The organism is Bacillus sp. NEAU-CP5 (assembly GCF_026420705.1).
Lineage (GTDB): Bacteria > Bacillota > Bacilli > Bacillales > Bacillaceae > Bacillus > Bacillus velezensis.
Genome location: NZ_JAPMOV010000008.1, coordinates 46,251 through 60,022 on the forward strand (window position 1 = coordinate 46,251; position 13,772 = coordinate 60,022).

The window sequence follows — 13,772 nt, forward strand, 5'->3', positions numbered from 1 at the left end:
CCGCTTACTCTCCCCGCTTCCAGCGAGTTCCCTGGGCCGTATCTTCAAGAATGATATTCATGCTTTTCAGCTGATCGCGAATCTGGTCTGACAAAGCAAAATCGCGATTGCGGCGGGCTTCATTTCTCTTCTCAATCAACTCTTCAATCTTTTCGTCGACAAGCTCTTCTTCGCCGAGCGTAAGTCCGAGAACAGATCCGATTCTGTCAAACATGCTGATAAAGGCTTTAATGACGTGATCCGCCGTATTGTCTTCCTGCATGTAGTAATTGGCGAGCTTCGCCAGATCAAACCAAACGGAAATCGCATTCGCCGTATTAAAATCATCATCCATTGCTTCTTCAAACGCAGTGCGGTGCTCTTCGATTTTAGCGAGCCACTCCTCATCATTGTCAGTCAGATTCGTGCTGCTAATCAAACGATGGTTTAAATTACTGTAGGCCGTCTTCAGGCGGTTAAACGCGTTTTTTGTTTTCTCAAGCAGCTCTTCCGAATAGTTGATCGGGTGGCGGTAATGAACGGACAGCATGAAAAATCTCAAAAGCTGCGGGTCATATTGCTTAATGATATCGTGCACCAAAACAAAGTTGCCGAGAGATTTTGACATCTTCTCATTATCGATATTGATATATCCGTTGTGAAGCCAGTATTTTGCGAATGTCTTGCCTGTTAATGCTTCAGATTGGGCGATTTCGTTTTCATGGTGCGGGAATGTCAGGTCCTGACCGCCGGCATGAATATCGATTTCGTCACCCAAATACTTTTTCACCATTGCGGAGCATTCAATATGCCAGCCCGGGCGGCCTTTTCCCCAAGGGCTATCCCATGAAATTTCTCCGTCCTTAGCAGCTTTCCAAAGAGCAAAGTCCAGCGCATCCTCTTTCTTCTCGCCGACCCGGATACGCGCGCCTGATCTGAGTTCATCAATTGATTGCTGAGATAGCTTGCCGTAGCCTTCGAAGGCCCTTGTTTTGAAATAGACGTCGCCTTCTGATTCATAAGCGTAGCCTTTTTTAATCAGCTCGCTGACAAATTCAATAATGGCGTCCATGTTTTCCATGACCCGGGGGTGAAGATCCGCTTTCCGGCATCCAAGGGCGCCCACGTCTTCAAAATACGCTTTAATGAACCGTTCAGAAACGGTCGGGACGTCCTCACCGAGCTCGTTGGCCGCCTTAATCAGTTTGTCGTCAACATCGGTGAAATTCGATACGTATTGAACATCGTATCCTTTATACTCTAAATAGTTGCGTACGGTATCATACACAATCGCCGGACGCGCGTTTCCGATATGAATATAGTTGTATACAGTCGGTCCGCACACGTACATTTTTACTTTGCCTTCCTCAAGAGGAACGAATGTTTCCTTTTTCCGTGTCAATGTATTATAAAGTGTAATGGTCATTTTTGGTTGATCCTTTCTTTTTTATCTTCCAGTTCAGCCTGCAGTTCAAAAATCTGCTGCTCCAATGCTCTAAACCGGTCAGCAACCGGATCGGGCAAGTCTTGGTGATTGAGATCGCGTTTGATTTTTCTTCCGTTCTGAATGACGACTTTCCCCGGTATGCCGACAACGGTCGAAAAGTCGGGAACATCACGAAGCACAACGGAACCGGCCCCTACTTTAGAACCCTGCCCGACCGTAATAGAGCCGAGCACCTTCGCTCCGGTTGCAATTAAAGCATCATCTTTTATGGTCGGATGCCGCTTCCCCTTTTCTTTTCCCGTTCCCCCGAGAGTGACACCTTGGAATACCGTCACGTTATTGCCGATTTCACATGTTTCCCCTATGACGACCCCCATACCGTGGTCAATGAAAAACCTTCTCCCGATGGTCGCGCCGGGATGGATTTCAATTCCGGTAAAGAAACGGGCAATCTGTGATATCAGGCGCGCCAGGAAGAAAAATCTCCGTTTATATAAAGCATGTGCAATCCGATGCGCCCATATAGCATGTAAACCAGAATAAGTTAAAACAACTTCGAAATAGCTTCTTGCTGCCGGATCTTGATCGAACACTGTATCTATGTCTTCTTTTAGCATTTTAAAAAACACATGCTTCCCCCCATTCTCTCCCCGCTCCAGTCTGTTTTTCCGCCTATAAAAAAAGCGCCTCTGCATGTAAACATGACAGAGACGCTTTTACCGCGCGGTTCCACTCTGTTTGAAAAACAAGTCACTGTTTTCCCAACTTAAAAGCCGGTAACGGCGGCGGCCGCCTTTAAATACTGATTTCCGCAGAAATGTTCTTCAAAGGTCTTAAGGGCGCACTTCTAAAACATGACGCATGAATCTCTCTCAGCCGATGAAGATTCTTTCTGTAATGGTCATTGTTTTATACTCTTCCCTATCAACAATCGTATATTTAAATGCTTTTCAGGCGTCTGACGGCTGTTTCTCTGCCGATCAGCTCAATGGCCTGCGGAAGCTCAGGACCGTGTGTCTGACCGGTAACCGCTACACGAATCGGCATGAACAGCTTTTTACCTTTATGGCCTGTTTCTTTCTGAACAGCTTTAATTGAGGCTTTGATCAGCTCAGGCGTAAATTCTTCAAGCTCTTCAAGCTTCGCAGCAAATACGCTGAGCACTTCAGGCACCTGTTCTTCTTCCAGAACGGCTTTTGCCTCTTGATTATACTCGATCTCATCTTTAAAGAACAAATCAGTCAGCTCGACAATTTCAGCGCCGTAGCTCAATTGCTCATGGTAAAGAGAGATTAATTTACGAACCCATTCCTGCTCCTCGGCAGAAAGCTCAGTGCCGACTTTTCCTGCTTTTTGCAGGTGCGGCAAGGTCAGCTCAACCACTTGATCAAGATCCAGCGCTTTGACGTATTGGTTGTTGACCCATTTCAGTTTATGCATATCAAACAGAGCCGGTGACTTAGACAAACGATTTACATCAAAAATTTCAATGAATTGTTCTCTTGTGAAAAGCTCTTCTTCACCGACGGGAGACCAGCCGAGAAGTCCGATAAAGTTAAACAGCGCTTCAGGCAGGTAACCCAGCTCATCATACTGCTCAATAAACTGGATAATTGATTCATCACGTTTACTTAATTTTTTGCGGCTTTCGTTTACGATAAGCGTCATATGTCCGAAGACAGGAACATCCCAGCCGAATGCCTGGAAAATCATGATCTGTTTCGGTGTATTTGAAATGTGATCCTCACCGCGGAGCACGTGCGTCATTTTCATTAAGTAATCGTCAATCGCGACAGCAAAGTTATACGTCGGTGTTCCGTCTTTTTTGACGATGACAAAGTCGCCGATGCCGTCTGATTCAAAAGAAATCTCACCTTTTACGATATCGTTAAACACGATGATTTTCCCTTCAGGCACGCGGAAACGGATGCTCGGCTGTCTGCCTTCGGCTAAAAACTGCTCCTGCTCTTCCTGAGTCAGGTTTCTGTGTTTGCCGGAATAGCGCGGCATTTCCCCGCGGGCGATTTGCTCTTCACGTTCTTTCTCAAGTTCTTCTTCCGTACAGAAACATTTATAAGCAAGCCCTTTTTCAAGAAGCGCTTCATAGTACTTTTTGTAAATGTCGTTACGCTCAGACTGGCGGTACGGGCCGTATTCTCCGCCGACATCCACACTTTCATCCCAGTCCATGCCGAGCCATTTCAAATAGTTGAGCTGGCTTTGCTCTCCGCCTTCAATATTTCGCTTTTTGTCCGTATCCTCAATCCGGATAATAAACTTTCCGCCTTGGCTGCGGGCAAATAAATAGTTAAAAAGCGCTGTTCTGGCGTTACCGATATGCAAATGTCCGGTCGGACTCGGTGCATAACGAACGCGTACTTCATTTCCCATGTTCAAATACTTCCTTTCATCTCGTCTGTAGCCTCTAGCCGAATATATGTATCTATTCTACCACCAAATAGACCGGGCATCAAAACAATGATCAGGCTTTTTGGATCAGAACGGTCGCCTGAGCGGCAATTCCTTCGGCTCTTCCGGTAAACCCGAGCTTTTCAGTCGTCGTCGCTTTTACGTTTACTTGAGAGACGTCCGCCTCAAGGCCTTCCGCTATCCGTTTTCTCATAGCATCAATATGCGGCGCCATTTTCGGCTTTTGCGCAATAATCGTGCAGTCTATATTTCCGAGTACGTATCCTTTCTCTTTAACAATGTTCCAGACATGCTGAAGCAGCTTAAAAGAATCCGCATCCTTGAATTCCGGATCAGTATCCGGGAAATGCTTGCCGATATCTCCTTCACCTGCCGCTCCGAGACACGCGTCTGCGACTGTATGCAGCAATACATCAGCATCTGAATGTCCGAGCAGCCCCTTTTCATAAGGAATTTCAATTCCGCCGATGATGAGAGGACGGCCTTCCGTTAATTGATGCACATCAAATCCTTGTCCGATTCTAAACATTATGATTCCCACTTTCCGCTTTCATGATTGCTTCCGCAAATATCAGGTCATCCGGCGTTGTCAGCTTAATATTGGTATAGCTGCCTTCAACGATACTCACCTGATATCCATCAAGACGCTCGACGAGGCTGGCGTCATCCGTCCCTAAGAAGCCTTTGTTTTCCGCTTCCATATGCGCCGTCTTCAATAAAGAAAGACGAAAAGCTTGCGGCGTTTGAACGGCCCACAAGCTTGAACGATCAAAGGTCTCCGCAACCCGGGAGCCTTCCGCCCGTTTTATCGTGTCTTTCACAGGAACAGCCAGGACAGCCGCTCCCGCCTCCTCTGCTGTTTCAACGAGCTTATCGATATGCTGATGTGTGACAAACGGGCGCGCTCCGTCATGAACAAGAACGACCGATTCCTTATCAATCACTTTCAGTCCTTCGTATACACTGTTCTGACGCTCCGCACCTCCGGTAACAAGCTCAATTTCCGTCTGAATCGGAAATTGGGCCAGCAGCTGGCGAAAATCTTCCTGTTCACTCTCGTTTATCACCAGGATTATTTTCTGACAGGGTGCGTGGCTTTCAAAAACCCGCAGTGTGTGTATAATAACAGGCGCACCTTTTAAGCTGATGAACAGCTTATTTTTCCCGGCCTTCATCCGTTTTCCTTGTCCGGCAGCCGGAATAACGACAACATACTCCATATGAACTCCCTCTTAAAGAGCTTTCTCAAGCAGCTTGGGCTTGGCAAAAATCATTCGTCCCGCCGCTGTCTGCAGTACGCTGGTTACGAGCACATCAATATGTTTCCCTATATAATTGCGGCCTTCTTCCACAACAATCATCGTCCCGTCATCCAAGTAGGCCACACCTTGATTATGCTCTTTCCCGTCCTTAATCACCTGCACATTCATCTCTTCGCCCGGAAGCACAACCGGCTTCACCGCGTTTGCAAGGTCATTAATATTCAGTACCGCAACCTTCTGAAGCTCACATACTTTATTTAAATTAAAATCATTCGTCACAACGACGCCGGATGTCAGCTTCGCAAGTTTGACAAGCTTGCTGTCAACCTCCTGAATGTCCTCGAAGTCGCCTTCATAAATTTCAACCGTAATATCCAGTTCCTTTTGAATGCGATTCAAGATATCCAGACCGCGGCGTCCTCTGTTACGTTTTAAAACATCTGAAGAATCAGCGATATGCTGTAATTCCTCCAGCACAAATTGAGGAATGACAATGACGCCTTCTAAAAAGCCCGTCTGACAAATATCTGCAATTCTCCCATCAATAATAACACTTGTATCTAAGATTTTCAGCCTTTTATCCTGTTCCTCCTGCTCCTCATCAGCACTTCCCTTTTTCTTCTGCATTCTTGCAGAAATGGAGAAAAGACTGATCAATTCATCCTTTTTCTTAAATCCGACTTGGAAGCCCAGATAACCGAGAAAGAAAGCCAGAAAGACCGGAATGATGGTGCTGAATATACGGTACGGAATATTGTCCAGCGGAATCACGTTTACAATGAGATATGCGATGATAAGTCCAAAAACCAATCCGAGACTCCCGAATAACAGATCCGGCACCGGAGCTCTCAGCAAAGAATCTTCAATCCATTTTACCCAATTAATCACATATTCTGTCGTCCATATACTGATGAGAAAAAAGATAATAGCACCAATTGCAGCAGACGTATATGCGTTTGTTATTAAAGGTATGTCCTGTATATTTGACAGCACAAACAATTCAGGTATTAAAAAGATACCGACAACGCCGCCCACAATAATGAAGAACGCCTGAACTATTCGTTTTAACATACCTCCACCTCCTTTTAAGTAGCATTTTTTCAGCAGACTGTCACAGAGCCTACAAATTCAGAATAAACAAAAACTAACAATAATATACCCGGATTCCGACAGGTTTAAGCGATTCTTAAAGCTGTCTATCTATATAGTGTTTTTCCTGAAGGCGTTTTAAGCCTTTTTTGATTTTTTTGGCGCGCACTTCGCCGATACCCTCAACATCATCAAGCTCTTCTACAGTGGCTTCCGTTATGCTTGGCAAAAATCCGAACGCCTCAACCACATTTTCAACAATCGGCATCGGCAGACGCGGAATTTTGTTCAGCAGCCTGTATCCTCTCGGGAGCACATAATCATCAATATTGGTAGAAGCCGGATATCCAAGCAGCTTAAACAGAATGGAATCATCAAGCAGATCATAGCTGGACATATCCTGAAGCTCTTTTAACAGCACGAACGGATCTTTGATTTTTTCTTTGACATAGTCTTTGATGAAAAGTGCCGCCTCTTCTTCCATGTCCGTAATCAGTTCAATCACCTGCAGACGGATTAAGTGGCCTTCCGTTCCGAGTTCTTTAATATACATATTGATTTCATTTTTTATTCGGAGCACCATTTCATATCGATGCATGACGGACAGCACGTCACTGAATGTCACAAGCTCCTCAAACTCTAATGCGTTTAAAGCCGTAATCGTTTTGTCTAAAATGGTTTTATACTTCTCAAGCGTTTGAATAGCCTGATTTGCCTTTGTTAAAATAAATCCTATGTCCTTTAGTGTGTACTTCATGCTGTCCTGATATAACGTAATGACATTTCTGCGCTCAGAAATGGCGATGACGAGACAGCCGGTCTGCTTCGCCACCCGTTCCGCCGTACGGTGCCTCATTCCCGTTTCTGAAGAAGAAATGGTCGCCTCCGGCATAAGCTGCGTATTCGCATAAAGAATTTTCTGGCCGGAATCACTTAAAATAATGGCACCGTCCATTTTGGCCAGCTCGTATAAGTGAGCGGGCGCAAATGATGTATTAATATGAAAACCGCCATCCACGACTTGCTTTACCTTATCATTGTATCCGACAACAATCAGGCCGCCTGTATTTGCCCGAAGTACATTCTCTATCCCGGCTCTGAGCGGGGTGCCCGGTGCAACGAACTGCAGAATTGCAGACAGGTCAAGCTCTTGTTTCGCCCCTTTTTTCTCTTTTTCCATCTATTATGATCCTCCTAATGAAGTACGAAGCGCTTCTGCAACATTTGCTACTCCGACAACCTCAATCCCTTTTGGTATTGTCCACCCATCTGCATTCGCCTCAGGTATGATCATACGCTTGAAGCCGAGTTTTGCCGCTTCTTTTACGCGCTGTTCGATTCTTGACACCCTGCGGACTTCTCCTGTCAGACCCACTTCACCGATAAAGCAATCTGCGGGATTCGGCGGTGTATCTCTGAAGCTTGAGGCAATGCTGACGGCTACTGCCAAATCAATCGCCGGTTCATCCAGTTTGACCCCGCCGGCGACCTTTAAATATGCATCTTGATTTTGAAGCAAAAGACCCACCCGCTTCTCAAGCACAGCCATAATTAACGACACCCTGTTGTGGTCAATGCCTGTAGCCATGCGGCGCGGGTTTCCAAAACTGGTCGGTGATATGAGCGCCTGGATTTCAACCAGGATCGGTCTCGTTCCTTCCATTGACGCAACGATACTCGAACCCGATGCCCCGGCAGAACGCTCTTCCAAGAAAATTTCAGAAGGGTTCAGCACTTCCGTAAGCCCCTCTTCCCGCATTTCAAAGATGCCCATTTCATTCGTGGAGCCGAAACGGTTTTTTACGGCCCGCAAAATACGGAATGTATGGTGCCGCTCTCCTTCAAAGTATAGAACGGTATCGACCATGTGCTCAAGCAATCTCGGCCCTGCGATCGATCCTTCTTTTGTGACGTGCCCGACGATAAAAATAGGTATGCCGTTTGTTTTCGCGATTTTCATCAATTCGGCCGTACACTCTCTTACTTGTGATACACTGCCGGGAGCCGAGGTGATATCACTTTGGTACACGGTCTGAATGGAGTCTACGACAACAAATGCGGGTTTCATCTCTTGTATAGCAGACGAAATATACTCCATATCGGTTTCAGATAAAACATGTAACATTTGGCTGTTGATTCCAAGTCTGTCGGCGCGCAGCTTCGTTTGCTTCACGGATTCTTCCCCTGAAATGTAAAGCACGCTGCCGGCCGTATCTGCTAATTGTGCGGATACTTGGAGAAGGAGCGTTGATTTTCCGATGCCGGGATCGCCGCCGATTAATACTAACGAGCCTTTCACAACGCCGCCGCCAAGCACTCTGTTGAATTCTTCAAGCTTTGTGTGAACGCGGGGTTCTTCCGATGTTTCAATTGATGTAATGGGTGATGGTTTCTGGACGGTTTGAACGGAGTGGGAGAAAGCCGCCCGCCGATTCGCCGGCGCTTTTTTTATGGTTTCTTCCACCATTGTATTCCAAGCCCCGCAACCCGGGCACTTTCCCATCCACTTTGCGGATTCATAACCGCATGAGTGGCAGATGAATTTTGTTTTTGATTTAGCCATATATGTTGTAAGACCTCTTCCTTATCGAATATTTCTCTATATAACAAAGTGAGGCATACACTCGCTTACGTATGCCTCATGTTTGTCACTATATTAGTTCGTTTTAGCAGTTGTTTTTACGACAAATTCGCCGTCCTCAACATCAAGAACAATGTGCTGGCCTTTATCAATATTGCCTCTGAGGAGTTCTTCTGATAACCGGTCCTCCACATGCTTTTGAATCGCTCTTCTTAACGGACGTGCGCCGTATTCCAAATCGACGCCCTCTTCTGCCACTTTCGCTTTTGCAGCATCCGTCAGCTCGATAGAGAGATCTTGTTCTTTCAGACGTTTTGTTAACTGATCAGACATAAGCGACACGATGTCTGTAAGATGTTTTTTCTCAAGGGAGTGGAAGACGATAATTTCGTCAATCCGGTTGATAAACTCAGGTCTGAAGGCACGTTTCAGCTCTCCCATGACTTTGTCTTTCATGTCTTTATGGTTTTGTGATTCATCCTGCACATTGAAGCCCACATATTTGTTGCGTTTCAGCTCGCTCGCTCCGACATTTGACGTCATAATCAGGATCGTGTTGCGGAAATCCACAGTGCGTCCTTTTGAATCAGTCAAGCGTCCGTCTTCAAGCACTTGCAGGAGAATGTTAAACACATCAGGATGCGCTTTTTCAATTTCATCAAGCAGTACGACAGAGTAAGGTTTTCTTCTCACTTTTTCTGTCAGCTGGCCGCCTTCATCATAGCCGACATATCCCGGAGGAGAACCGACAAGACGTGAAGTCGAGTGTTTCTCCATGTATTCGGACATATCCACTCTGATCATCGCTTCCTCATCACCGAAAATGGATTCCGCCAGCGCTCGTGCCAGCTCTGTCTTCCCAACGCCTGTAGGGCCTAAGAAGATGAATGAACCAATCGGGCGTTTCGGGTCCTTCAGACCGGCTCTTGCACGTCTGACGGCCTTTGCAACGGCTACAACAGCTTCATCCTGGCCGATGACGCGGGAGTGCAGAATGTTTTCCATATTGAGAAGCTTATCTGTTTCCGTTTGGGCAATTTTAGATACAGGCACCCCGGTCCAGCTGGATACAACCATCGCAATATCCTCTACAGAAACTTCGGAGTTCTCCTGGCCTTGTTTTTCTTTCCACGTTTTTTTCGTGTCTTCCACCTGTTCTCTCAGGCGCTGCTCCGTATCACGAAGGGAAGCCGCTTTTTCAAACTCCTGGCTCTGAACGGCAGCGTCTTTTTCCTTGCGAACTTCATCGAGTTTCTGCTCAAGCTCTTTTAAGTTCGGAGGCGTTGTGAAAGAACGGAGACGCACTTTTGAACCGGCTTCATCAATTAAATCAATCGCTTTATCCGGAAGGAAGCGGTCAGAAATATAACGGTCGGACAATTTCACCGCCGCTTCAATCGCTTCATCGGTAATGGATACGCGGTGATGCGCTTCATAGCGGTCACGGAGCCCTTTTAAAATTTGAATGCTTTCATCGGCTGACGGCTGATCCACCTGAATCGGCTGGAAACGGCGCTCCAGAGCAGCGTCTTTTTCGATATATTTACGGTATTCATCAAGCGTTGTCGCACCGATGCATTGGAGCTCTCCGCGGGCCAGTGAAGGTTTTAAGATATTCGATGCGTCAATCGCACCTTCTGCTCCCCCCGCTCCGATCAGTGTATGCAGTTCGTCAATGAATAAAATAATATTGCCGGCCTGACGTATTTCATCCATTACTTTTTTCAAGCGGTCTTCAAATTCTCCGCGGTATTTCGTACCGGCTACAACCGTACCCATGTCTAATGTCATTACGCGTTTATCACGTAAAATTTCCGGCACTTCATTATTGATGATCTGCTGTGCGAGGCCTTCAGCAATCGCAGTTTTACCTACACCCGGTTCTCCGATAAGAACGGGGTTATTCTTCGTTCTGCGGCTTAACACCTCAATAACACGCTGAATTTCTTTGCTTCGGCCGATAACCGGATCAAGACTGTCTTCCTTCGCAATCGCAGTTAAATCACGAGCCAGACTGTCAAGCGTCGGCGTGTTTGCATTGCTGTTCGTACCGGATGCAGAAGACCCCGTCTCATTGCTTCCCAGAAGCTGCAGCACTTGCTGTCTCGCCTTATTCAAGCTGACACCGAGATTGTTCAGAACTCTCGCGGCCACGCCTTCTCCTTCACGAATCAGTCCGAGAAGTATGTGTTCTGTTCCCACATAAGAATGTCCTAGCTTTCTGGCTTCATCCATGCTGAGCTCAATGACTTTTTTTGCTCTTGGCGTATAATGAATCGTTTGAGACATTTCCTGTCCCCGTCCGATTAAGCTCTCCACTTCTTTCTGAATTTTATCCGAACCGAGTCCGAGTGCTTGGAGTGCTTTAGCTGCAATCCCTTCTCCTTCACGAACCAGACCTAATAAGATATGTTCAGTTCCAATATTGTTATGGCCTAAGCGCAGTGCTTCTTCCTGTGCCAGTGCCAATACCTTTTGAGCTCGCTCTGTAAACCTTCCAAACATCATATCGAATCATCCTCCTGTCTATTTGCACTCATTTCTAAATGCAGCCTTTCCCTGATAAGAGCCGCTCTTCTCGCGTCTCTTTCGTTCGGCCGTAATGCACCGCCCGAATATTGCTGGAGAAAACCCGGCTGTGTCAAAATCATCAGTTCATTAAGTATATTGCTTGATAGCCCTTTGATGATTCCAAGGTCTATCCCCAGCCGAACGTCAGAAAGGCATTTCGCCGTTTCCTTTGATTCAATCATACGGCAGTTGGATAAAACACCATAAGATCTGAATACCCGGTCCTCCAATTCAATTTTCGAGGTTTGGTAAAGCGCTTCTCGGGCTGAACGTTCCTGCTCAATCAGCTGGGCAGCCACACTGTTTAAATCATCTACAATGTCCTGTTCTGATTTTCCGAGTGTGATTTGATTTGAAATTTGAAAGATATTTCCTAAGGCTTCGCTGCCTTCACCGTAAATTCCTCTAACAACTAAGCCTAATTGGTTAATTGCCGGTATAATTCGATTCATTTGCCTAGTTAATACAAGGCCCGGCAAATGCATCATGACTGAAGCCCTTAGTCCCGTCCCTACATTTGTAGGACAGCTTGTTAAGTATCCTCTCTTCTCTCCAAAGGCGTAATCCACTTTCTCCTCAATCCAGTCATCAACCTGGTTTGCCGCTTTTATGGCGTTGAGAAGCTGGAAGCCGGGGAAGAGGCATTGAATTCTGATATGATCTTCTTCATTTAACATAATGCTGACTTCTTCATTTTCAGAAAGCAGACAGCCGCCAAAAGGGGATTCCGTTAAATTCGGGCTGATCAGATGTTTCTCCATCAGCACCCGTTTTTCCAAAGGCTGAGCTTCACTCATTCTGATTAAATGAAATTGACCGATATCAGGCAGTTCTTTTCCTGAAAAATGATCTTCGAATTGCTGAATGATGGATGAGGCTTCTTCATTCGTATACCTGGCAGGAAACTTTATATTTTCAAAGTTTCGGGCCAACCGTATACGGCTGCTGAGTACAATGTCACTTTCAGGTCCCTTTTGCTTCATCCAATTGCTTAGTGCGTCCTGAATAAAATGCTTGAGCGACATTACCCTTGTTCCCCCTCACTGTCTTTACTTTTTAATTTCTGCTCTAACGATCGGATCTGATCCCTGACCTCCGCTGCTCTTTCAAACTCTTCGTGGTGTATTAAAGATTCAAGTTCTTTTTTTAACATTTCCATTTGCCTTCTTACATGCAGGTTTCCGCCTATTCGTTTTGGAATTTTCCCGGCATGCACCGTATTCCCGCTGTGAACTTTTCGCAAGATCGGCGTAATTTGGCTGTAGAACGTATCGTAACATTCCGCACAGCCGAAACGCCCTGTTTTTCTCAGCTGCTGAAACGTCATACCGCATTTCTTACAAGCTGTGCCTTGCTCTGAATAGCCGAACATTTGAGAACCGGTGTTTTGAAATGAGGACTCCATATTCAGCAGCCCTGATAATAAATTATGAATCGAGAACCCTTGGTTTCCACTTATACTGTATGAATCGCTATTTTCTTTTGCACATTGTTCACAAATATGAACTTCTTGTTTTTCTCCATTAACAACTTTCGTAAAGTGAAAAGTGGCCGGTCTCTCATTGCATTCTTGACAAATCAATCTTTTCACCCGCTTACTTTAGTTTTAAAGATGTGAGCATTGCTTTCATCATTCTGGCTCTTAGTTCATCCCGTTCGGGCAAATCAATATATAGAACTGAACGATCCATTACACTCACCATCATTTTAGCTTCTCTTTCCGAAATAACTCCGTCCTCTAACAGTCTGAGAATAATGTCATCAGAGGCTGCCTGGGACAAGTGGGTATGAATCTGCGAAATAATATTATTGATGAGGACGACTTCGTTATTCATTTTAATTTTGATAATACGAATATAACCGCCGCCTCCCCGTTTACTTTCAACAATATATCCTCTTTCACTTGTAAATCTGGTGTTGATGACATAATTTATTTGGGAAGGAACACATTGAAATTTATCAGCGATTTCACTGCGTTTGATCTCTAAAATTTCTTTGCCATTTTGATCTAATACTTGTTTCAAGTACTGTTCAATGATGTCAGAAATATTATGTCCCACTCAACCCCCTCCTTTATTGACTTTGACTATATTTGACTTTAACCTTACTATAAGGTGTTTCGCAAAATTTTTCAACTGTATCGCTCTATCTCTATTATTTCCACTTTGCACAAGCATAAAACCTGCTTTTACAAAAAGGCATATCGTTACGTTTCTCATATTATATAACGTATGCAAAAAAACACAAAAAAGGCAGCTCATGATGAGCTGCCTTTACCATAATATAGCTTGGCGGCGTCCTACTCTCACAGGGGGAAACCCCCGACTACCATCGGCGCTGAAGAGCTTAACTTCCGTGTTCGGCATGGGAACGGGTGTGACCTCTTCGCTATCGCCACCAAACCATTGAGAGT

General features: G+C 45.5%; 12 protein-coding genes, 1 rRNA gene and 1 other annotated feature. All 13 genes read right to left on the reverse strand.

The window, feature by feature from the left end; translation table 11 throughout:
- Window positions 1-4: 4 nt before the first annotated feature.
- The gene (cysS, locus tag OTK50_RS19245; protein ID WP_224223965.1) at window positions 5-1,405 is read right to left on the reverse strand and encodes a cysteine--tRNA ligase; all 1,401 of its coding nucleotides are present in this window, start codon (window positions 1,403-1,405) and stop codon (window positions 5-7) included.
- Window positions 1,402-2,055, reverse strand: coding sequence for a serine O-acetyltransferase (cysE, locus tag OTK50_RS19250; RefSeq protein ID WP_003156410.1), 654 nt, complete (start codon window positions 2,053-2,055; stop codon window positions 1,402-1,404). The genes cysS and cysE overlap by 4 nt, the downstream gene beginning before the upstream one ends.
- 74 nt (window positions 2,056-2,129) lie before the next feature.
- Window positions 2,130-2,363 (reverse strand) — a binding site (T-box leader).
- A 2-nt stretch (window positions 2,364-2,365) separates the two neighbouring features.
- Window positions 2,366-3,817 carry a glutamate--tRNA ligase gene (gene gltX, locus OTK50_RS19255; protein ID WP_266122002.1) on the reverse strand — a complete coding sequence of 484 codons (1,452 nt, stop codon included), beginning with the start codon at window positions 3,815-3,817 and terminating at the stop codon, window positions 2,366-2,368.
- A gap of 91 nt (window positions 3,818-3,908) precedes the next feature.
- Window positions 3,909-4,385, reverse strand: a complete 477-nt coding sequence (gene ispF / locus OTK50_RS19260; RefSeq protein ID WP_003156407.1) for a 2-C-methyl-D-erythritol 2,4-cyclodiphosphate synthase — start codon at window positions 4,383-4,385, stop codon at window positions 3,909-3,911.
- Entirely contained in the window at window positions 4,378-5,076 is a 699-nt protein-coding gene (gene ispD / locus OTK50_RS19265) for a 2-C-methyl-D-erythritol 4-phosphate cytidylyltransferase (RefSeq protein ID WP_072588724.1), read from the reverse strand. Before ispD ends, ispF begins: the two co-directional genes overlap by 8 nt.
- A gap of 12 nt (window positions 5,077-5,088) precedes the next feature.
- Window positions 5,089-6,189, reverse strand: coding sequence for a PIN/TRAM domain-containing protein (locus OTK50_RS19270; protein ID WP_003156403.1), 1,101 nt, complete (start codon window positions 6,187-6,189; stop codon window positions 5,089-5,091).
- A 115-nt stretch (window positions 6,190-6,304) separates the two neighbouring features.
- On the reverse strand, window positions 6,305-7,387 hold the full coding sequence (disA, locus tag OTK50_RS19275; RefSeq protein WP_007615225.1) for a DNA integrity scanning diadenylate cyclase DisA: 1,083 nt from the start codon (window positions 7,385-7,387) through the stop codon (window positions 6,305-6,307).
- 3 nt (window positions 7,388-7,390) lie between these two features.
- Window positions 7,391-8,770 (reverse strand): DNA repair protein RadA, encoded by a 1,380-nt coding sequence (gene radA, locus OTK50_RS19280; RefSeq protein ID WP_014416742.1) that lies wholly within the window; start codon window positions 8,768-8,770, stop codon window positions 7,391-7,393.
- A gap of 93 nt (window positions 8,771-8,863) precedes the next feature.
- Window positions 8,864-11,296 carry an ATP-dependent protease ATP-binding subunit ClpC gene (gene clpC / locus OTK50_RS19285; protein WP_015239036.1) on the reverse strand — a complete coding sequence of 811 codons (2,433 nt, stop codon included), beginning with the start codon at window positions 11,294-11,296 and terminating at the stop codon, window positions 8,864-8,866.
- Complete coding sequence (locus tag OTK50_RS19290; protein ID WP_003156398.1) at window positions 11,293-12,384, reverse strand: protein arginine kinase; 1,092 nt, start codon at window positions 12,382-12,384, stop codon at window positions 11,293-11,295. Before OTK50_RS19290 ends, clpC begins: the two co-directional genes overlap by 4 nt.
- Entirely contained in the window at window positions 12,384-12,941 is a 558-nt protein-coding gene (locus OTK50_RS19295) for a UvrB/UvrC motif-containing protein (protein ID WP_007410387.1), read from the reverse strand. Before OTK50_RS19295 ends, OTK50_RS19290 begins: the two co-directional genes overlap by 1 nt.
- A 13-nt stretch (window positions 12,942-12,954) precedes the next feature.
- Window positions 12,955-13,419, reverse strand: coding sequence for a transcriptional regulator CtsR (gene ctsR, locus OTK50_RS19300; protein ID WP_003156396.1), 465 nt, complete (start codon window positions 13,417-13,419; stop codon window positions 12,955-12,957).
- A gap of 226 nt (window positions 13,420-13,645) precedes the next feature.
- A 5S ribosomal RNA gene (rrf, locus tag OTK50_RS19305) occupies window positions 13,646-13,761 on the reverse strand.
- Window positions 13,762-13,772 lie beyond the last annotated feature (11 nt).

What these genes read in the sequence shown, in the direction of transcription:
- cysS (WP_224223965.1), bottom strand. Translation starts at nt 1,405, where the DNA reads ATGACCATTACACTTTATAATACATTGACACGGAAAAAGGAAACATTC.
- gltX (WP_266122002.1), bottom strand. Translation starts at nt 3,817, where the DNA reads ATGGGAAATGAAGTACGCGTTCGTTATGCACCGAGTCCGACCGGACAT.
- ispF (WP_003156407.1), bottom strand. Translation starts at nt 4,385, where the DNA reads ATGTTTAGAATCGGACAAGGATTTGATGTGCATCAATTAACGGAAGGC.
- ispD (WP_072588724.1), bottom strand. Translation starts at nt 5,076, where the DNA reads ATGGAGTATGTTGTCGTTATTCCGGCTGCCGGACAAGGAAAACGGATG.
- OTK50_RS19270 (WP_003156403.1), bottom strand. Translation starts at nt 6,189, where the DNA reads ATGTTAAAACGAATAGTTCAGGCGTTCTTCATTATTGTGGGCGGCGTT.
- disA (WP_007615225.1), bottom strand. Translation starts at nt 7,387, where the DNA reads ATGGAAAAAGAGAAAAAAGGGGCGAAACAAGAGCTTGACCTGTCTGCA.
- radA (WP_014416742.1), bottom strand. Translation starts at nt 8,770, where the DNA reads ATGGCTAAATCAAAAACAAAATTCATCTGCCACTCATGCGGTTATGAA.
- clpC (WP_015239036.1), bottom strand. Translation starts at nt 11,296, where the DNA reads ATGATGTTTGGAAGGTTTACAGAGCGAGCTCAAAAGGTATTGGCACTG.
- OTK50_RS19290 (WP_003156398.1), bottom strand. Translation starts at nt 12,384, where the DNA reads ATGTCGCTCAAGCATTTTATTCAGGACGCACTAAGCAATTGGATGAAG.